This window comes from Chryseobacterium sp. G0162, assembly GCF_003815715.1.
GTDB lineage: Bacteria > Bacteroidota > Bacteroidia > Flavobacteriales > Weeksellaceae > Chryseobacterium.
Genome location: NZ_CP033922.1, coordinates 4856727 through 4876480, shown reverse-complemented (window position 1 = coordinate 4876480; position 19754 = coordinate 4856727). Strand labels below are relative to the sequence as shown.

Annotated in this window: 20 protein-coding genes and 1 riboswitch; of the genes, 13 read left to right on the top strand and 7 right to left on the bottom strand. The window is 35.3% G+C overall.

Annotated features, from left to right (window positions below; all coding sequences use genetic code 11):
- Positions 1-119 precede the first annotated feature (119 nt).
- Both EG344_RS21855 and EG344_RS21850 read left to right on the top strand, forming a co-directional pair.
- Positions 120-602 carry a hypothetical protein gene (locus tag EG344_RS21855; protein WP_123911409.1) on the top strand — a complete coding sequence of 161 codons (483 nt, stop codon included), beginning with the start codon at positions 120-122 and terminating at the stop codon, positions 600-602.
- A 148-nt stretch (positions 603-750) separates the two neighbouring features.
- Complete coding sequence (locus EG344_RS21850) at positions 751-960, top strand: helix-turn-helix domain-containing protein (protein WP_164464489.1); 210 nt, start codon at positions 751-753, stop codon at positions 958-960.
- Positions 961-976: 16 nt separating this feature from the next.
- Here EG344_RS21850 and EG344_RS21845 read toward each other — a convergent pair whose 3' ends face one another.
- Entirely contained in the window at positions 977-1369 is a 393-nt protein-coding gene (locus EG344_RS21845) for a Fur family transcriptional regulator (protein WP_123911407.1), read from the bottom strand.
- Between the two features lie 89 nt (positions 1370-1458).
- Here EG344_RS21845 and EG344_RS21840 point away from each other — a divergent pair, with 89 nt between their 5' ends.
- From EG344_RS21840 to EG344_RS21830, 3 genes are all read left to right on the top strand, one after another.
- Positions 1459-1797, top strand: coding sequence for a MerC domain-containing protein (locus EG344_RS21840; protein WP_123911406.1), 339 nt, complete (start codon positions 1459-1461; stop codon positions 1795-1797).
- 6 nt (positions 1798-1803) lie between these two features.
- A complete protein-coding gene (locus EG344_RS21835) occupies positions 1804-3003 on the top strand; it encodes a GTP-binding protein (RefSeq protein WP_123911405.1) in 1200 nt (399 codons plus the stop codon).
- Positions 3004-3080: 77 nt separating this feature from the next.
- Positions 3081-4475 (top strand): alkaline phosphatase, encoded by a 1395-nt coding sequence (locus tag EG344_RS21830; protein WP_123911404.1) that lies wholly within the window; start codon positions 3081-3083, stop codon positions 4473-4475.
- A gap of 108 nt (positions 4476-4583) precedes the next feature.
- On the opposite strand, the gene EG344_RS21825 is transcribed toward EG344_RS21830, so the two are convergent.
- On the bottom strand, positions 4584-5375 hold the full coding sequence (locus EG344_RS21825) for an XRE family transcriptional regulator (protein WP_123911403.1): 792 nt from the start codon (positions 5373-5375) through the stop codon (positions 4584-4586).
- Between the two features lie 435 nt (positions 5376-5810).
- On the opposite strand from EG344_RS21825, the gene EG344_RS24100 reads away from it, so the two are divergent.
- Together EG344_RS24100 and EG344_RS21815 are read left to right on the top strand one after the other, a co-directional pair.
- Positions 5811-6095 (top strand): bacteriocin-like protein, encoded by a 285-nt coding sequence (locus EG344_RS24100; protein ID WP_066694205.1) that lies wholly within the window; start codon positions 5811-5813, stop codon positions 6093-6095.
- Positions 6096-6314: 219 nt separating this feature from the next.
- Positions 6315-8696 (top strand): TonB-dependent receptor, encoded by a 2382-nt coding sequence (locus EG344_RS21815; protein ID WP_123911402.1) that lies wholly within the window; start codon positions 6315-6317, stop codon positions 8694-8696.
- 116 nt (positions 8697-8812) lie between these two features.
- Here the strand turns inward: EG344_RS21815 and EG344_RS21810 are convergent, their stop codons facing one another.
- The gene (locus tag EG344_RS21810; protein WP_123911401.1) at positions 8813-9274 is read right to left on the bottom strand and encodes an Lrp/AsnC family transcriptional regulator; all 462 of its coding nucleotides are present in this window, start codon (positions 9272-9274) and stop codon (positions 8813-8815) included.
- A 189-nt stretch (positions 9275-9463) separates the two neighbouring features.
- Positions 9464-9650: riboswitch (cobalamin riboswitch) on the top strand.
- Between the two features lie 174 nt (positions 9651-9824).
- Here EG344_RS21810 and metE point away from each other — a divergent pair.
- A complete protein-coding gene (gene metE, locus EG344_RS21805) occupies positions 9825-12128 on the top strand; it encodes a 5-methyltetrahydropteroyltriglutamate--homocysteine S-methyltransferase (RefSeq protein WP_123911400.1) in 2304 nt (767 codons plus the stop codon).
- An 80-nt stretch (positions 12129-12208) separates the two neighbouring features.
- Here the strand turns inward: metE and EG344_RS21800 are convergent, their stop codons facing one another.
- The 4 genes from EG344_RS21800 to EG344_RS21785 are packed head-to-tail and all read right to left on the bottom strand — an operon-like array spanning position 12209 to position 14720.
- Positions 12209-12631 carry a GNAT family N-acetyltransferase gene (locus EG344_RS21800; RefSeq protein ID WP_123911399.1) on the bottom strand — a complete coding sequence of 141 codons (423 nt, stop codon included), beginning with the start codon at positions 12629-12631 and terminating at the stop codon, positions 12209-12211.
- A gap of 59 nt (positions 12632-12690) precedes the next feature.
- On the bottom strand, positions 12691-13269 hold the full coding sequence (locus EG344_RS21795; protein ID WP_123911398.1) for a Crp/Fnr family transcriptional regulator: 579 nt from the start codon (positions 13267-13269) through the stop codon (positions 12691-12693).
- Between the two features lie 58 nt (positions 13270-13327).
- The gene (locus tag EG344_RS21790; RefSeq protein WP_123911397.1) at positions 13328-14149 is read right to left on the bottom strand and encodes an anti-sigma factor domain-containing protein; all 822 of its coding nucleotides are present in this window, start codon (positions 14147-14149) and stop codon (positions 13328-13330) included.
- A gap of 1 nt (position 14150) precedes the next feature.
- Complete coding sequence (locus EG344_RS21785; RefSeq protein WP_228412798.1) at positions 14151-14720, bottom strand: RNA polymerase sigma factor; 570 nt, start codon at positions 14718-14720, stop codon at positions 14151-14153.
- Positions 14721-14809: 89 nt separating this feature from the next.
- On the opposite strand from EG344_RS21785, the gene msrB reads away from it, so the two are divergent.
- The 5 genes from msrB to EG344_RS21760 all read left to right on the top strand — a co-directional run bounded on the left by msrB (position 14810) and on the right by EG344_RS21760 (position 19586).
- A complete protein-coding gene (msrB, locus tag EG344_RS21780; protein WP_123911396.1) occupies positions 14810-15325 on the top strand; it encodes a peptide-methionine (R)-S-oxide reductase MsrB in 516 nt (171 codons plus the stop codon).
- A gap of 118 nt (positions 15326-15443) precedes the next feature.
- On the top strand, positions 15444-16013 hold the full coding sequence (locus EG344_RS21775; RefSeq protein ID WP_123911395.1) for a fasciclin domain-containing protein: 570 nt from the start codon (positions 15444-15446) through the stop codon (positions 16011-16013).
- An 83-nt stretch (positions 16014-16096) separates the two neighbouring features.
- On the top strand, positions 16097-16810 hold the full coding sequence (locus tag EG344_RS21770) for a ferritin-like domain-containing protein (protein ID WP_123911394.1): 714 nt from the start codon (positions 16097-16099) through the stop codon (positions 16808-16810).
- Between the two features lie 25 nt (positions 16811-16835).
- A complete protein-coding gene (locus EG344_RS21765; RefSeq protein WP_123911393.1) occupies positions 16836-17651 on the top strand; it encodes a ferritin-like domain-containing protein in 816 nt (271 codons plus the stop codon).
- A gap of 438 nt (positions 17652-18089) precedes the next feature.
- A complete protein-coding gene (locus EG344_RS21760) occupies positions 18090-19586 on the top strand; it encodes a BspA family leucine-rich repeat surface protein (protein WP_123911392.1) in 1497 nt (498 codons plus the stop codon).
- The last annotated feature ends 168 nt before the right edge of the window (positions 19587-19754 follow it).

Below are 19754 nucleotides of genomic sequence, written 5' to 3'. Positions count from 1 at the left end.
CAACTGAGTATCAATATTGAAGGACACCAGTGATTATATATAGTTTCTACTATAATTCATTCATTTTCAATTAATTTTAAAAAGCTTATCTTTACGCTAACCAAACAAATCACATTAATATGTCAGTAACACCAGAAGGGGCCAGGAAGGCTCAGCTATCTTTATCTGAAAGGGCACCCGTAGCTCATGCCGTTCTTTCAGGAGCAGAAAATATTTCAAAATACAGCAATGGAGTGTGCCACGATGTGGTTGCTTATGCCCTGTATATGAGAGGAGCCAGCATTAGTCCGGATCAATTAGCAGGTTCAGCAGGCCAAAAATGGTTAGAAACCTTCAACTATTCAGGAGGAAAAAAATGGGACGGATATTCTCCAATTCCCAAAGGAAAAGCCATTGGCTTCTACAGACCTATTGATAAAACATGGTTTCATTCAGCCATTACAACAGGAAACGGAAATGAAATCAGATCCGTTAATGGATTTTCATTAGGTTCTGCATGGTCTGTTCCGGTAGATATGAAATGGGTTCTTGGGAAAATCAATTCCGATGGAACGTTCAACTATGATGGAACTAAAATAGAAGTATATATATCTCCTTTATAGCGGATGTAAAAAATAAAGCCTCCTTAAAATAACTTTAAGGAGGCTTTTTTATGGTCAAAAAGTATATTTTGATTTATTATACCAGCATCATAAAGAAGAAAGAAGCGTTTCCTTTTATGCGCAGAAAATGCATCTCACCAGTAAATATTTGACTACAATAATCCGTAAACAGACAGGAAAGTCTATTCTGGTTTGGATCAATGAAGCAGTTATAACACAGGCCAAATCTTTATTGAAAACAACCAACCTGTCAGTAATGGAAATTGCTGATGTATTAAATTTTGCTGAATCATCATTGTTTTGTCGGTTTTTCAAAAGATACACCAGCATGACGCCTTCTGCATACAGAGGAAATTAAAGTATGTATCTGGAAGTTATGCCTTCATCGTGCATTTCGGACAAACACCACTGATAATAAAGTTATATTCTTCAGCAATAAAATGCTCTGGTAGACTAATTTCAGGGATTGCATTCTCAATACATGTCACTGAATGGCATTTTTTACAGTTAAAGTGAACATGATTATGAAAATGTTGTTCATGACTACATTTTCCACTGCATTTCGCAAAATTAACAACACCATCCACATTAACAATCCTGTGAATAGCTCCCTCATTTTCAAGACGTTCTAAAACCCTGTAAATCGTGACTCTATTGCAGAGCTCACCTAATTTCTTCTGAATATCAGAATGGCTCAGTGCTACCTCAGAGTCATTAATAAGGTTTAAAATTTCAGTTTTGGCGTGGGTATTTCTAACCTGTTTCATATTTTAATGCAACAAAGTTGCGTTATTTAATTTTTTATATATACATTTGCAACAAAGTTACAATAACAATTTTAAATCCTAATCTTTTTATGAAGTCAAAAATTCTTGATGCAGTAGGAATATCAGCCGCCGTTCTATGCCTGATTCATTGTATTATCTTCCCATTGTTGCTTATTATTCCTTTGGGGATATCACATAATCCTTATATCGACCTTGCATTTCTTATGATTGGAACCTTTGTGGTATACAGACAGACCAAGCAGATAACCAGCAATGGGCTGCAAATTTTATTCTGGGCTTCACTTGGATTCATTGCCATTTCAATATTGGTTGACTTTATATTTGAAATTCATCTGCCTTTCATCTATATAGGCGCAGTTGGACTGATTACAGCACATCTTATCAACTTTAAAAACCATAAACATTAAGAATACATGAAAAAGAAACTTCCTGTAACGGTACTTAGTGGTTTTTTAGGAGCTGGAAAAACAACTTTATTAAACCATATTCTACATAATAAACAAGGTTTAAAAGTAGCAGTCATTGTCAATGATATGAGTGAAATTAACATTGATGCCCGACTGGTAGAAAATCAAAACACTCTTTCAAGAACAGAAGAAAAACTGGTTGAAATGAGTAATGGATGCATCTGTTGTACATTAAGAGAAGATCTTATGGAAGAAGTAGAGCGTTTAGCTCATGAAAACCGCTTCGACTATCTTTTAATCGAAAGTACAGGAATCAGTGAACCTATTCCCGTAGCACAAACTTTTACCTATATTGATGAAGAAAGTGGAATAGATCTTTCCCGTTTCAGTTATGTAGATACCATGGTAACAGTAGTTGATGGCTTCAATTTCATGAAAGATTTTGCTTCGAATGAACGATTGATGGACCGTGATCTTACTGATATGGAGGGCGATTACCGTACCATTGTCAACCTTCTCACTGACCAGATTGAGTTTGCCAATGTGATTATTCTGAATAAAACAGATTTAATCGATCCGGAAACTCTTGGATTTTTGAAATCTGCACTTAAAAAATTAAATCCGGATGCTGCTATTCTGGAATCGGAATTTGGACAGATCGATCTGAAACATATTGTAAACACAAAACTATTTGATTTTGATAAAGCACAGTCCTCCGCAGGCTGGCAAAAGGAATTAGAGTCTGACCATCATACTCCGGAAACGGAAGAATATGGAATAGGTTCTGTAGTATTTAGAGATAAAAGACCCTTTCACCCGGAGAGACTTTGGGAATATCTTAATCATTATCCGGAAGGCATATTAAGAGCTAAAGGACTTTTCTGGCTGGCTTCCAGACCTGATGATGCATTGAACTTTTCCCAGGCTGGAGGCTCATTTCGCCTGGAGAAAGCAGGAGTTTGGTGGAGCAGTATGCCTTTGAGTCAAAGGGCACAATATGTTTCTTTTATAGAAAATCAGGAATTTATCGAAAGCAGATGGGATAAAAATTGGGGCGACAGAATGAATGAATTGGTTTTCATTGGACAATATCTAGACAAAGAGCAAATTTTACAAAATCTCACTCACTGTCTAATCAATGATATTGAAAAGGAATTATTTGACCAAAAATCAGATTTTGAAGATCCATTTCCAAAACATATTTAAATTTAACTATTTATTAATGCAACTAAGTATCATTAAATAGAAATATGAAATAATTTAGGGTATTATTTATACAATATATGGATAGAAGAAAATTTCTAAAAGGTTCAGTTTTACTTTCAGGATTATTATCCCTGTCACCCTCTGAACTTTGGAGTTCTAAAAAGAATATTGCTCTTCCAGAAACCGGAAAAGCAAAAAATATTATATTTCTAATCAGTGATGGAATGAGTCTGGGAACACTTTCAATGGCAGATCTTTATTCCAGAAATATTTTAGGAAAAGAAAGTCATTGGCTCAGTTTATATCATCAGAAAAAAGTTTCACGGGCACTAATGGATACTGCTTCTGCCAGTTCTGTTGTAACAGATTCTGCTGCCGCCAGTTCCGCTTTCGGAGGAGGAATAAGGGTACAGAACGGAGTATTAAATATGGGTGCTCATGGAGAAACCCATATTCCAATATGGCAAAAATATAAAAAAGCTGGAAAAAAAATTGGCTGTGTAACTACTGTAACCATTACGCATGCCACTCCTGCAGGTTTCTGCGTCAATTCAGCCAAAAGAAATGCAGAACCTCAAATTGCTGAAATGTATGCAGAACTGGGAATAGATGTTCTGATGGGAGGAGGAGATGAGTTTTTTAATCCACTAAAAAGAGAAGACCAAAAAGATCTCTATTCTGTTTACAGAAAAAAGAAATATCAAGTTCTGAAAAATCGTGCCGATCTAAAAACGATTAAAAAGGGAGACAAAATATTAGGAATCTTCAATACAGGAGCTTTGCCTTACAGTATTGACAGGGCTAATCTTTCTGAGTTCGAGAATACTCCGAATTTAGCAGAGATGACAGGAGCTGCTATTGATCATATGAAGGATCATCCGGAAGGTTTTGTTCTTCAGATAGAAGGTGGAAAAGTGGACTGGGCTGCTCATGCCAACGATATTGCTGCACTGATTCACGATCAGTTGGCATTTGACAATGCCGTGAAAACAGCAATAGATTTTGCTGAAAAAGATGGAAACACCTTAGTCATTATCACAACAGATCATGGAAATGCTAATCCGGGAATAATTTATGGGAATAAGGCAACTCAAAACTTTAATAGTATTTCATCCTATCAATATACCAATGAATATATTCTGAATAAAATCCATAAAGACCATTCAGTCAAGGATATAAAAGACTGGATATATGAAGCTAACAAACTGACATTAAGCGATGATGAAGCCAAACACTTGCAAAGTTTTTATAACGGACTCGAAAAAGAAGAAGGACTTTATAATTATAAGAAATTACCGTTCAAACTTTATTCAGAAATTCAGAAAAGCCGGAATTCAGTAGGCTGGATCAGCATGGATCATTCAGGAGATTATGTGGAAGTAGCAGCCTACGGGCCAGGAAGTCAGCTTTTACAGCCTTATATTAAAAATACAGATCTTCATAATCTAATGCTGGAAGCATCTCCTATATAATATAACGAGAAAGTATTTTCATATCATATTAACATTTTTATTTGGTTTTAAAACAGGCTCTCCAATTTAATTTGAAGAGCCTGTTTATTTGTCATGTTATTACATCATTTATTTCGAAGATTTTCTACGACGTGTAGACACTTTTTTATCCAATTCTTTGATGTCCTGTCTCAATTCCCTGAACATTTCTTTGAAATTGTAGCTTTCATAATCTCCCGGTTCAAAATCTTCCGGAAAAATTCCTGAGGCATACTGCCAGATTTCTACAATATCTTCAAACGCAATGTCATAAGGTTCATAGAAAGAGTTATCTGCACTTACACAGATCGCATTTCCTTTATGTTCCTTAAAACGTTTATAGGTAATCCCATCGTTTTGAGTAATAAAAACATAGGTTTTTCCAGGTTTCAGTTCGTCAATTCCCTCTACATATTTTCCCACAATATAAGAACCGTTTCTGAATGGTGGCATCGAATCTCCGTCTGCCGGAAATGCTCTGTATTTTCCATTATTTAAAAAGGGTAGGGCAATGCGTTGAAGGCTTTCAATATATCCCACATCACTGTATCCTTCCAGATACCCCATAGAAGCTTTCTGGGGAATGATTTCGATGGTATCATTTCCAAGATCATCCACAGCTACTGGCAGAACGATTCTATTATCCGGAAGCTTCAGCATATCCTCTGTTGAATACTTTTGGAGATCCACAGACAATAACAGATCTATACTGACATGAAAATATTTGGATATTTTAACAAGAAGCTCGATAGGAGGTTCTGAAATTCCATTTTCGTATTTAGAATATCTCACTCGGGAGATTGTAAGATCATCAGCTACATTTTGTTGAGAAACCTTTCTCTTGGCTCTCAGAGAGCGTATATTATTTGAAAAAATTGACATTGATAGAAGTATGTCCACAAAAATACGAATTTTGCCTCCTGTTATCAATAATAAAGAAAGCATTTACCACAAAACTTGGAGAATTTTATCATTTGTTAACTATAGACACTAAAATCGACAGATAAAATATCTGTTTTTAATGGCTAATCCCTTGTTTTTATCCTGAAAAAACTCATTTTGACAAATTTTTAATATTAACCCAAAAAAAGTTCGGTTATATTGAAAATATTAACTCTACTATTTAAAATTTGAGATATGTTTTTTAAAATTTAGTAAATCAATCAGATACAAACAAAAACGACATTACTAAAATTATCCATTTATATTAACGAAATATTAAATAATAAAATTGTTTAATTATTTTATTCAAAATAATATAAGTTTATTATTATTTATCATATATTTGTGATGTATTAATCATATAAAATTTTAATCATGAAAAATTTCAAAAAACTAGACAGAAACGAACTAAAATCTATTTCAGGAGAAGGATTACTTGATCCAATTGGAGGATTAATCGGTGGTCTAGGTGGCGTTGTTGGTGGCGTTATCGGAGGAGTAGGTACTATCGTTGGCGGTGTTGTTGGCGGTGTAGGTTCTACAGTAGGTGGTGTTATCGGCGGTGTTGGTACCGTTGTAGGAAACGCTTTATGCCAAACACAGTGTGTCGTTAATGGTGTAATCCACATCAAATTATTAGAGTGTGGTTCTACTTGCTAATCAGCAGCTCCATTAAAAGTTAAAAAAGTATGCCGCTCTTTTCAGAGCGGCTTTTTTATTTTAATAAAAAATAATATCAATAAACATCAATACATACCTATCTATCCTCTAGTTATTTAGCTTTAATTTCATTTATACATCTGTAAATCATTAAAGCAACTTTGTTGCATTAATAAATTTAATTATCTAGATTTGCCTGATAATTAAAGTAACATGCACATGAAAAAGACCCTTTATTTTTTGATGGGAAGCTCTCTTATCTACCCATCACTACTGAAAGCGCAGAAACTTAATCCTGAAAAAAAGAATGTAAAAGACATAGAGTCTATACAAATACAAGGAAAAACGGATTACAACAGTGTAAATATTTCGAGGAAGAAGCTGGATTTTATTCAATCCAATACTTTGGGGGAAACCCTGAGAAAAATCCCAGGTATCCAAAATTCCGGGTATGGCCCTAACTCTGGTGCTCCGGTTATCAGAAGCCTCAGCGGAAATCGTGTAAAAATACTGGAAAACGGAGTTGCAGTAAACGATCTTTCCGGGATAAGCCCAGATTTTAATACTGATATTGAAATGAACAGTGTTCAAAACATTACTGTTTATAAAAACTCCGCATCAGTCCTTTATGGAGGGAAAGGTATTGGAGGAGCTATCGATATTGAAACAGATTATGTTCCCCGTCAATTGCCCAATAAAACAATCAATTTTCGTGGACTCCTTGAGGGCGGAAGTAATAGTGGACAAAAACAGGCATTTTCAGCAAAAGGAGTTATCGCAAAAAACTGGGTATGGACGGTGGGAGCAGCCAACCAAAAACAAGAAATTGTAAGAATTCCCGGAAAATCTAAGGACAGCAGATGTTATGATCCCTCATTAGTAGGCTTCAACAGCATTTTGCAATCTCTTTGCCAGATAGAAGTAGATTCAAGGCACGTACTCAACAAAAGTCTCTTTCCATATATCAGTCAGTTTGCTATAGATCATATGATAGAATACGAACTTTCAGAAGGAGACCTATACACATTCAGTCCTACCTATTATAATCCTTCAGATAGTAAACATTATCCCAACCCAAAGAATCAACTGTATGTTTCCGGTCAGGATCCTGTAAAAGACCGCTATAAAGATGAAGTTAATAATATCAGAGATTACGTTCAAACAAAAGATGGAGAAATCCCCAACAGCCATTCGGAAAGCAATTCTTTTTATGTTGGAACAAGTTATATAGGAAAATCATTCTATGTAGGTGGAGCTTATCAAAACTCTTATTCATATTTTGGTGTTCCTGGCTATACTCTTCCCAAAATGCAGCAGCACACTCACGGAAAGCCTCAACCTAAAATAGAGTACCGACCTATCAATATCAGGAGTTTATCTCATAAAGCAATGTTTGAGTCCGGTTATCAATTTACAGGTTTCCCAATTTCCAGTATCAAATTAAATTATATGGGAGTATTTTCAAAAAACGCTGAACTTATTGATCGCCAGCGGGCCAATCAGTTTGAAGTGAATCAGCATAATGGGCGTTTGGAAATTGTACAACAAAAACTGAAATTCCTCAGTGGAACCACAGGTCTTGACGTTCAATATAGAGATATGACAGGAGATGGGAAACAGAGATACCTACCCAATACGATAAGCCGCGAAATCGGAATATTTACGATGCAGCATCTTGATTTCAACAGTGTTCAACTGGATCTAGGTTATAGGAATGACCATGTTCAGCGCAGAGCAGATACAGATAAAAAATACGTAAGAAGCCGTGGCCTTTCAGGAGGAAACCTCAGCGACAGGGATTTTACGCTTCACCAGCTTCATACTTCAGCACAGTGGAATATCTTTAAAAAAGCTTACTTAAAAGCCCAGTATAATCACTCCGAAAGAGCCCCGGAAGTGAACGAACTTTACGCAGGGAATAATCATTTCGCGATCCTGACGGAAGAAAACGGTGATGACAGACTAGATAAAGAAATAACAAAAACTGTAGAACTGGGAGCCGGAATCAATCTGAAAAATCTTCGTGTATCTGCTAACTGGTACCATACTTCCTATAAAAATTATATTTATCTCGCTCACACCGGAATTTCCCGGGAAGTTTTCCTGGTTAAAGAATGGCGTTCTGATGATACTGAAATCAACGGAGTTGAAGCAGAAGCTGCTTACAAAGTTGATCTTAACAAAATAGGAAAATGGGAAATAGGAGCTTATTATGATCTGGTAAGAAACATCAGTGTTGCAGACAGCTCAATAAGAAAATGGAGCGATGGTGATTATATGCCGAATATGCCTACCAGCCGTTTTGGATTTAATCTTGAAGGTAATATACAGAATTTCAGTATTAATATTGGTTTTGACCATTATTTAAAACAAAAATACTTAGGAAAGAATATTAATCCTGAACTTCCAATGCCTGCATTTTCATTGCTTAATGTCCGCGTTTCCTATAAAGACGATAGCTTAGGAATAGGAAATTTGGAATATTATATCGTAGGAAACAATCTGTTGAATTCTGAAGCAAGGCTTCAAAACTCACAACTAAAGTTCCTAAGTCCGCTACCAGGCATTAATATCTCAGCCGGAATAAAAATAACAATATAATCTATATTTTGGGGCAGAACATTTGTAAAACATAACTATTATTTACTGTGTATGCCCCAATTTTAATTCTTGCAACAGTGTGAAATTCAATGTCTAAATTTTTAACGGATACCTTTTTATAAAGTTATCCCTTGATTATTCTTTACTTCAGCCATTACAAATGTGCTATGGGTACTCCCTATAGAATCTACAGAGCCTAGCTTATTGAATACAAAATCCTGATAATGTTTCATATCCCGAACCTGAACCTTTAATAAGAAATCAAAATCTCCGGAAATATTGTAACATTCTGCCACTTCCTGAATTTCCAGAATTTCTTTTACAAAATCATAACCTACGGACCGATCATGAATTTTTAATTTGATCTGGCAAAACACCGTAAATCCACGATTAAGCTTTTCCGCATCCAGAACCGCCACATATCTTTTCACGAAACCTTCCTGCTCAAGCCTTCTTACCCGCTCAAAAACAGGAGATGGAGATAGATTAACTTCCTTTGCCAGCTCTTTAACTGTCAGTTTTGCGTTGTTCTGAAGCAGTTTCAAGAGTTTTAAATCCTTATCATCGAGTTGTTCCACAGAATATTATTCTTTTAGAGTTTAAAATCATCCAAATTTACAGAATTATATTCTATATAATATAATTTAAAAAGTTTAATTAACCGAATAAATTACTTTTAATTGCTATTATATTCTGTTTTAATAATTTTACACAAAATTAAAATCTTTTATCAGGCTTGATATTGATAAAAGATCAGTTCTTTACAATCTTCATCAAACAGGAAAGGTTTTACTTAAGGTAAATTAATAGGGAATCGTGTGAAAATCACGAACTGTCGCGCAACTGTAAGTAACACACCAAAGGTTTCTGTCCTTGGATATCCACTGCCAAAAGCGGGAAGGATGACAGAAACCGTTACAAGTCAGGAGACCTGCCTTTACTGAATTGACAATGCTTTCGCGATCTGAAGCTTTTGAGTCATACAGATGATATATTGCAGTACATTTTATCTCCGGATGAAGTAGTACCATGCATTTGTATCATTGATTTTCAAATTTTTCTATCCTAGCAAGCATTCCGAAGCATGAAAAGAGCATTTAAAATAAGTTTAATTTAAAATTTGTAAAAATGCAAACTCACATTCTGGGCTACCCGCGTATTGGTAGCAAAAGAGAACTTAAAAAAGCCTGCGAACAATATTGGTCAGGTAAAATTGTTTTGGAAGAACTTCTTACCGTAGGAAGAAACATCTGCAGTCAAAACTGGAACCTTCAGAAAGAAGCCGGAATTGATCTTATTCCATGTAATGATTTTTCTTATTACGATCAGGTTCTGGATATGAGTCTGGTAGTAGGCGCTATTCCAACGCGCTATCATGAAGTAGCCCTGAAAAAAAACAATTCTGAATTGGATCTTTATTTTGCCATGGCAAGAGGATACCAGAAAGATGAATTAGATATCACAGCCATGGAAATGACCAAATGGTTTGATACCAATTATCACTACATCGTTCCTGAATTTTATAAAAACCAGCAATTCAAACTTACTTCAGATAAGATTTTCAATGAATTTGCAGGCGCCAAACAGGCGGGGATCAATGCAAAACCTGTGATTATCGGTCTCGTTTCTTATCTGCTTTTAGGAAAAGAGAAAGAAGAAGGATTTGATAAACTGGATCTTGCCCACAATCTTCTTCCGGTCTATGTTGAGATTATCTCAAAACTACAAAGCCAGGGCGCTCAGTGGATTCAGTTTGATGAACCCTTTTTAGCATTAGATATCAATGAAAAAGCAAAAGAAGTCTATACTTTTGTGTATGCTGAACTTAGAAGACAGTTTCCGAAGCTTACATTCATTGTAACCACTTATTTTGAAGGATTAAAGAATAATTTAGCTCTTGCCACATCACTTCCTGTAAATGTTCTGCATATTGATCTGGTAAGAAATCCTGAACAACTCGAAGATGTTCTTCATTCTATTCCTGAACACCTGAGTCTGTCTCTTGGAATCGTAGACGGAAGAAACATCTGGAAAAATGATTACGAAAACTCTCTATCCTTTATTAAAAAAGCAACCGAAACACTGGGATCTGAAAGAGTTTTAATCGCTCCGTCATGCTCCCTGCTTCATTCACCATGTGATTTAGACTTTGAAACCAGCCTTAATGCTGAAATCAAAAACTGGCTCGCTTTCGCAAAACAAAAAGTAAAAGAAGTGGTTACCCTGAAAGAATTAGCTTCAGAAACTTCTGATGAGAATATTCTTCAGGATTTTGAAGAAAATAAAAAAGCGGTTTCAGATAGAAAAACATCTTCATTGATCCATAATGAAAATGTAAAACTCAGAGCGAATGCCGTGACTGAGAAAGATTCACAAAGAAAAAATTCTTTCCATATCCGTAAAGAAGAGCAACAAAAAGCATTGCAGCTTCCTTTATTTCCCACTACAACCATCGGATCATTTCCACAGACAGCAGAAGTAAGAACCTGGAGGGCAAAATTCAAAAAAGGAGAACTGACTACAGAACAATATGATGCTCTATTAAAAGAAGAAACCCAAAGAACCATCCGTTGGCAGGAAAGTATCGGAATAGACGTTCTTGTACATGGAGAATATGAACGTAATGATATGGTGGAATATTTCGGAGAGCAACTGAAAGGATTTACCTTTACTAAAAACGGCTGGGTACAAAGCTATGGAAGCCGTTGCGTAAAACCTCCGATCATCTTCGGAGATGTTTCCAGACCTGAACCTATGACCGTATACTGGTCTCAATATGCTCAGTCTCAAACCAATCAATGGGTAAAAGGAATGTTAACAGGTCCTGTAACCATATTACAATGGTCATTTGTACGCGATGATCAGCCCCGTTCTGAAACTTGTAAACAGATTGCTCTTGCCATTCGTGATGAAGTTCAGGATCTGGAAAAGGCAGGCATCAGAATTATTCAGATTGATGAACCAGCTATCCGTGAAGGCCTTCCATTGAGGAAAACAGAATGGCAAAATTACCTGAAATGGGCTGTAGAGGCATTTAAAATATCAGCAAGTGGAGTAGAAGACGCTACCCAGATTCATACTCATATGTGTTATTCAGAATTTAATGATATCATTAAGAATATCGCAGATATGGATGCGGATGTGATTACGATAGAATGTTCAAGATCTCAAATGGAGCTTCTACATGCTTTTGCAGATTTCAAATATCCTAATGAAATCGGTCCCGGAGTTTATGACATTCATTCTCCGAGAGTTCCTTCGAAGCAAGAAATGATTGAACTGCTGAAAAAAGCACAGGATGTAATTCCTGCTCATCAGCTTTGGGTAAATCCTGACTGTGGATTGAAAACCAGACATTGGGAAGAAACAGAAAAAGCTTTAATTGCTATGGTTGCTGCTGCTAAAGAAGCGTCTGTAGAATATGCATCTTAACTATTTTCAACCTCATAGAAAATCAAAAAAGCATCCGATTTGGATGCTTTTTGGTTATCATATAAATTTCTTTTACCAAATTATAATCCCATATGTAAAATAGGATATTCTTTACCCTGATTATCTAATGCTGATCTATCAAGAACACGGAATCCGATATATTGATAGAAGCCCACGGCCTGAGCATTTTGTTCATTCACATCTACTTTATTTACGTTTAGATGATTGATTCCATACTGAATCAGTTTTTTACCAATCCCTTTACCACGATAATCGTTATGAATAAACAGCATTTCAAGATTTCCTTCAGCAATTCCCATAAATCCAACTAAAGTTCCATTTTCTTCAAACCCTAATAAAATAACATGTTCAAAATAACCGGGAATCTCTTTTTTATAATAATTAAAATCTTCCTCTTTCAGAAAATCATGGGTATTGAGTACAGAACTTTCCCAGATTTTCATTAGCAGAGGATAATCTATTTCATGTATTTCTCTTATCATAGTCGTAAATTTTGAGTAGCAAAAATCGTATTTTTTACCTCTCAACCACTGAACCTGGGTTAAAAAATCCGTTTCCGTATTCTGCTTAATGCTTGTGGAGTAATCCCTAAATAAGAAGCAATATCCTTTAATGGAATACAATTGAAAGTATTTCCAAATTCTTCCATCATCTGTAAATAATACTGTTCGGGAGTGTATTTTATCAGGTCGATATTTCTATTCAAAAGCTTATTCAACAATCTGGCTGTCAGATTTTCAAAGACTGCTTTCAAACCAGGAATCGCTTCATATAGCCTGATAGCCTGTTCCTGATTAATCCTATATATTTCACAATCTGTAATGGTCTGCACATTAAAAGTTGACTTTTCCTGGAGGGTAAATGAAATATTAGACAAAGAAAAGGAGCCTTCCTTACAAAACCAGAAGGTTTGTTCCTCACCTTTATGATTTAAGGTCCAGCAACGTGCTATACCATTGAAAATAAAATAACTGTATTTCTCTAATTCACCTTCCTGAATAAGAAATGTGTTCTTTTTAACCCATATTCGTTCAAAAAACTGGTCAAAAAGCTCAGATTCAGCTGTATTAAATGTATTGAGATCAACATTGAACTCTTTGAATAATTTTTCTAAAAGCATTCTTTAAAAATGATAAAAAGCTTTTAACCAGATAGGAGATGAATATTGAATAGGAATCTTATATTCCTCCCATTACATACATATTTTCCATAGTCGGAACACTACTTCCGCCTTCTTTTTCAAGTGTGATGGCAAAAGCCTGTGCTTTTGAGATGGTAGCCAATGCAATCTGGCTATCTTTATTTTCGGCATACATTCCTGCATTTACAGGTTTTCCGTCTTCAATAGCCCAAAGCTGGTACTGCATCCCGGTTGGGGCTTTAGGAAGATTCTCAGCATTCAGGTAAACTTCTTTTGTCTTTTTATCCCAGAAAACCATGGCTTTGGCATCCTGATGCTTTTCTACGCCTTTTAACATTACCATTTGCATATCCGGATTAGAGAACATATTCAGTTTGTGATCCATCTTTTTCATAGCAGCATCCTGAGATTGCTTTTCTGCTGCCAATTTTGTCATTTCTTGCTTCGTAGCCGACTGGCTGTTCATCCAAAATAGATTGCCTGCAATACTTACAAGAAATAAAACAGATGCCGCAACAGCATAGGCTTTCCAATTAGTATTCTTCTTGGTTTCTCCTTCAATTTTAAATTCCTCCCGATCTTTTGAGACAGGAGTATTTACAGGAATAGAAAGGGTTTCTTCTTCAGTAGACTGTTTCTGCTGAATGGTATTCCAAATCTTAGATTTCAGATCATTTGGAGGTGTTACAGCCTGGGCAGTAGCCAGATCTTCCAAAGTTTTTTGCGCTTCTTCATAAGCGGCTTTCACTTCAGCATTGTTTTTCATCACACACTCCAAAATGCCTGCTTCCTCGGGAGAAGCATGACCTAGAATATAAGATTCTATAATTCCGGATGATATGTATTCCTTAGTGTTCAATTTATTGATAATCTTTTAGCAAATCTTTTAATTTCATCAGCGTATTACGCATTTTAGTTTTTACCGTTCCCAGCGGTATCTTCAGTTTTTCGGATATTTCATTTTGGGTATATCCCTGATAATAAGCAAGATTAATGAGTTCCTGCTTGTCCACTTCCAGTCCTTCAAGTACATTGTTAAATCCAATATAATCGGATGAATTATTGGTCGTTGAAAGTTCTGTAGTGTTATATACGAAATCTGGAAGTGATTGGTTTTTAAGTTCGTTTTGGAATCCTTTCGATTTTAGATAATCGATCGCTGTATTGCGGGCAATATTAATCATCCAGGTATAAAATCTTCCTTTGGAAGCATCATATTGATGAATAGAATTCCAAATTTTAACAAAAACATCCTGGAGGATTTCTTCCGTATATTCTTTAGACTGAACAATACGAAGAACAACACCATACAACGCACCGGAATAGTGGTCATACAGATAATGAAAACCGTTTTCGTTTTTTTCTTTCAGTAAAACGATAAGTTCCTCTTCTGAGCAGGTTGTTTTAATAACTTTTATTTTTCTATCCAAATGTAATAAAATAAAACATATTCTCAACAAAATCTGAATATTCTTTTATCCCGTATATGATATTAAGAGAAAAATTTAAAATAACTATTATGAAAAATCTAATATCAAAACTACTATTACTCTCTTGTATAGCAATAGCCACCGGAGAATATAAAGCACAAACAGATCTTTTTAAAACTAAAAATCCTTATTACTCCCATACTGCTGAATCTCCACTGAAGATTAGTAATTCGGAATGGAAAAAGATTTTAAAACCTGAACTCTATCAGGTTGCCAGAGAAGGAGCCACTGAAACTGCGTTCACTGGAAAATATTATGAACTTGATGAGAAAGGAACCTATTATTGTGCAGTATGCGGAAATGCCCTGTTTCTTTCTACTTCAAAATTTGCTACTACTTGTGGCTGGCCGTCTTTTTATCAACCCATTCGTAAAAATAGTGTTACCTACAGAAAAGATACTTCTTACAATATGATCCGAACAGAGGTTCTATGTGGAAGATGTGGTTCTCATTTGGGACATATCTTCGAAGATGGTCCGAAACCGACAGGAAAACGCTTTTGTATGAACTCTATTTGCCTTGATTTTATTCCAAGTAAAAAATAATACACTGATTTACAGTAATTTAAATTAAATTTTATTTTTTTTCAATCTAAAATAAAACCAAGCTCGTAAATGATATTAAAACACAAATTAACTATAATTAATTTAAAAAAATATTACAATGAACACACGAACAAAAATCACAGTTTTAGCAATGGTAGCTTTATCATTTGCTTTCAGTGGGAAGGTAAATGCACAAATGATGAAAGAAAAAACAGTAATGGTAGGAGGTGCTCCTATGTACCCTTCCAAAAACATTATTGAAAATGCTGTAAACTCTAAGGATCATAAAACCCTGGTTGCTGCAGTAAAAGCTGCAGGACTGGTAGAAACCTTAGAAGGAAAAGGCCCTTTCACAGTATTGGCTCCTACAGATGCTGCATTTGCAAAACTACCGAAAGGAACAGTAGAAAATCTTGTAAAGCCTGAAAATAAAGCAATGCTTACCAGCATTTTAACTTACCATGTTCTTCCTGGGAAATACAGTGCTAAAGAAATATGGGCAGCTGTAAAAGCAGGAAACGGAAAAAGCATGATGAAAACAGTGCAGGGAGAAGAGCTTACTTTCTGGACAAAAGGAAAAGATCTTTATATAAAAGATGCTAAAGGAAACAGTGCCAAAGTAACCATTGCAGATGTTAATCAATCCAACGGTGTTATTCACGTAATCGATACGGTTCTGATGCCTTAAAACCATAAGAATTAAAACAGCATATTGAGTATGCTGTTTTTTCTTCTTCTCACATATAATCAAACACTTAAAAAATTAATATTATGAAAAAAACAATTCATGTTTCTAATCAGGGTGCTACTCTTGATACAGGCAGAAGAAATTTTCTAAAATTGAGTGGAGTAGGATTAGCTATTGCAGGGCTTACCATGATAGGCTGTAATGATGATGATGATTTTCAGCAGATGAATAATGACCAGATTTTTGATCTTGGATCAGGAGATGTTGGCGTATTAAATTATGCTTATGCCCTTGAACAGCTGGAAGCTGATTTCTATACTAAGGTAGTTAATAATTTTTATGCGGGTATTTCCAGTATTGAAAAAGAAGTTTTTACAGATCTATACCACCATGAAGTTATTCATAGGGACTTTTTCAAGGCCGCGATCAGTGGAGTCACCCAGAATGTTCTTCCAAAACTTGATTTTCAGTACCCTAATGTAAATTTTAATGACAGAAATTCTGTATTGGCTACAGCAAAAGCATTGGAAGATACAGGAGTAGCCGCGTATAACGGTGCCGGAAAATACATCACCAATTCCGCTTATCTTGTTATTGCAGGAAAAATAGTTTCAGTAGAAGCAAGACATGCCTCAGCCATTAGAAATCTGATCAACCCCGGATCTGCAGATTTTTCAGGGGATGATGTAATAGATGCCAATGGACTTGACGTTGCCAAAGAACCTAAAGACATTGTAATGGTGGCCGGAGGATTTATCAAAAACCGCTTCACCTGGAAAGAAAGAGGCATTAATTAATTATTTATCTTCAAAAACTTACATTATGAATATTCTTAAATTATTAGATAAGCTTTCTTATGATAAATTTTTTACAACGGAAGCCTCAAGATTAGAAGCAATCACGAATATGTCATTATTCGGTAAAAAAGCAGCTGTAGCAGCAGTTCCACTTGGTTTGGGTGCCTTAATGGCAACTCCGGCAAAAGCGGAAACAGTGAATAAACAAGTCACAGGAACTGCATTAAAAAGTACTTTAACTGACGCCTTACAATTAGCTCTGGTACTGGAATATCTTGAAGATGAATACTACAGTAAAGGACTCTCTACCGCGGGACTGATTCCCAATGCAGACAGAACAGTTTTCATGCAAATTTCAAAACATGAATCGGCACATGTAAGTTTTCTAAAAAGTACCCTTACTTCTTTAGGAGTTACTCCGGGAGCTAAACCTACCTTTGATTTTACGGCTAATGGAAATTTCTCACCTTTTACAGATTACAATCAGTTTCTTATTCTTTCACAGGCTTTTGAAGACACAGGGGTAAGAGCTTATAAAGGACAGGCAGGGAACGTAATGTCAAACAAAGTGGTGCTTCAAGCAGCATTGCAGATTCATTCTGTAGAAGCAAGACATGCTTCACAGGTAAGAAGAATGAGAGCTAATAAAGGATGGATAGAACTTGCTAATGGCGGAAATATGCCTTCAGCAACCAATCCTGTTTATGCGGGAGAAGATAATACCAATCAGGCAGGATACAATACGGCAGCCTCATTTGGAGCAGCAGCAGGTTCCGCGGCTTATGATGAAATTTTGAGTGGTAGTGATGCACAGACTATTGCTTCTTTATTTATTGTATAGCAGCTAAAGAAATCTTAGCATTTACCGAAAAATAACAATTATTTTTTCTCCACAGATTTCTATATTTTTTATATTTGAAAATTAAAAGCATCCAATCGGGTGCTTTTTTGTTATACAGAATAATAGTTTTCACCGTGTTCCGTATTGTAAAACCGATCTGTTTAATCTGCAATAGTTTTTTTATTGAACAGAACCTAGTCAAAAATGCTTGATCAGATATAAACAAATAACGAAATTTTAATCCCTCTATAACATTCATTTTCATTAAAATACAGTCAGATTTCATAAAGAAAAAAGTTAAAAATAATTTGTAATAAAATTTAATACGACAAGTTCTGTCGCTGTGCATCTATATCTTTGTGTTAGAGATAAGATACAGAATCCCGGGAAGTTATGTCTTATTAAATCCAATTTTAACCTCAAATTATTTTTTAAATTATGTACAAAAAACAACTAGTAATCATTTTTCTTTTTCTATTTTTCATTTCTTATGCACAAAATGAATTTATCACTTTGTGGAAACCTAATGTAAACGGCACCATTGATAATGCAATATCTTTTGGAGGTACCGGAACAGACTACACCATTAGCTGGGAAGAAGTAGGATATCCTCAGCATAACGGAGTCCTTAGTTCTGTCACTTCTAATAGCAGCAGTTTTACAACTATTTCTTTTGGTACCTCTTTGCATACAAACCCTATACAAGCAACCTACAAGGTTAAAGTATCTAATGGTAATGGATTATTTTATGGATTCAGAGGGAGTCCTTATATGCATGCCAGTGGAAACCCAGAACTCTTCGAAGTGAGCCAGTGGGGAGATACCGTATGGCTTCAGCAATTCAGTCAGGGATTTGCAGACTGTCCGAACCTTAATGTAACAGCCACAGATACTCCTAATTTGACGCAAATAAACAATGTATCACAGATGTTTTCTAATTGTCCGTCTTTGATTGGAAATGATTCATTTTCTAACTGGAACACAAGCACTATCACGACTATGAACGGCATGTTTAACAGAGCAACATTATTTAATCAGAATATCGGGACCTGGAATACAGCGAAAGTCACAGATTTTGGGAATATGTTTTCTTATGCCTCAGCTTTTAATCAAAATATTTCAACCTGGAATACCTCTTCCGGAAGCAATTTCTATTCAATGTTCCAGGATGCATTAGCTTTCAATCAGCCATTAAATTCATGGAATACAAATAATGCTACTAATTTTAGTTATATGTTTTCTAATGCTAAATCTTTTAATCAGCCTCTTAGTAATTGGAATACAAGTAAAGTAACAAGTTTTCAGCAAATGTTTACCAATGCAGTCGCGTTTAATCAGCCCATTGGGAATTGGGATGTTAGTAAAGTTAATGATCCTTATGGATTTATGATGTTTAATGGAGCTTTACTTTTTAATCAGGATATTTCTGCCTGGAATATCAAGTTTCAAAACATTTATTCGAATTCAGTAAATTTTGGATTTAAAAATTCCGGGTTATCATGTATCAATTATAATAAATTTCTGATTGCAATCAGCAATAACCCTACATGGGCAAGCTCAGGACTCACATCTGGAAGCATAGATGCAACAGGGCTAATTTATTCTACATCGCAGACTATTATGGCGAGAGCTCAGTTGGTAAACAAAGGCTTTAACATTATTGGAGATACTTATAATGCTAGCTGCAACTCAAATTTATCAACCGCTGAAACAACAAAACAAGTTAAAACTCAAGCCTACCCGAATCCAACAACAGGTGTGATCACTGTGGATGCTACGGCTAACGAAAATGTTTATTTATATGACATCACTGGTAAACTCATTAAAAATATAACTTTAAATAAAGGAAGCAATCGTATTGATCTAACAAATTACCCATCAGGTAACTATCTATTAAAAGGGAATACTATTTTCACTAAAATAGTCAAGAATTAAGCTGCTTTTTTTAATTCAGGGATAGATCTCTGAAGGAGGTATTGATACAAATCAATCTCCAAGTCTGCAGACTCTGGAAATTGATTGTTCATATTGTAGTTTAAAATATTTCAAAAACCATATCCAAATTTATGGCATAATTTTAGTGACATAATAGACAATTTTAAA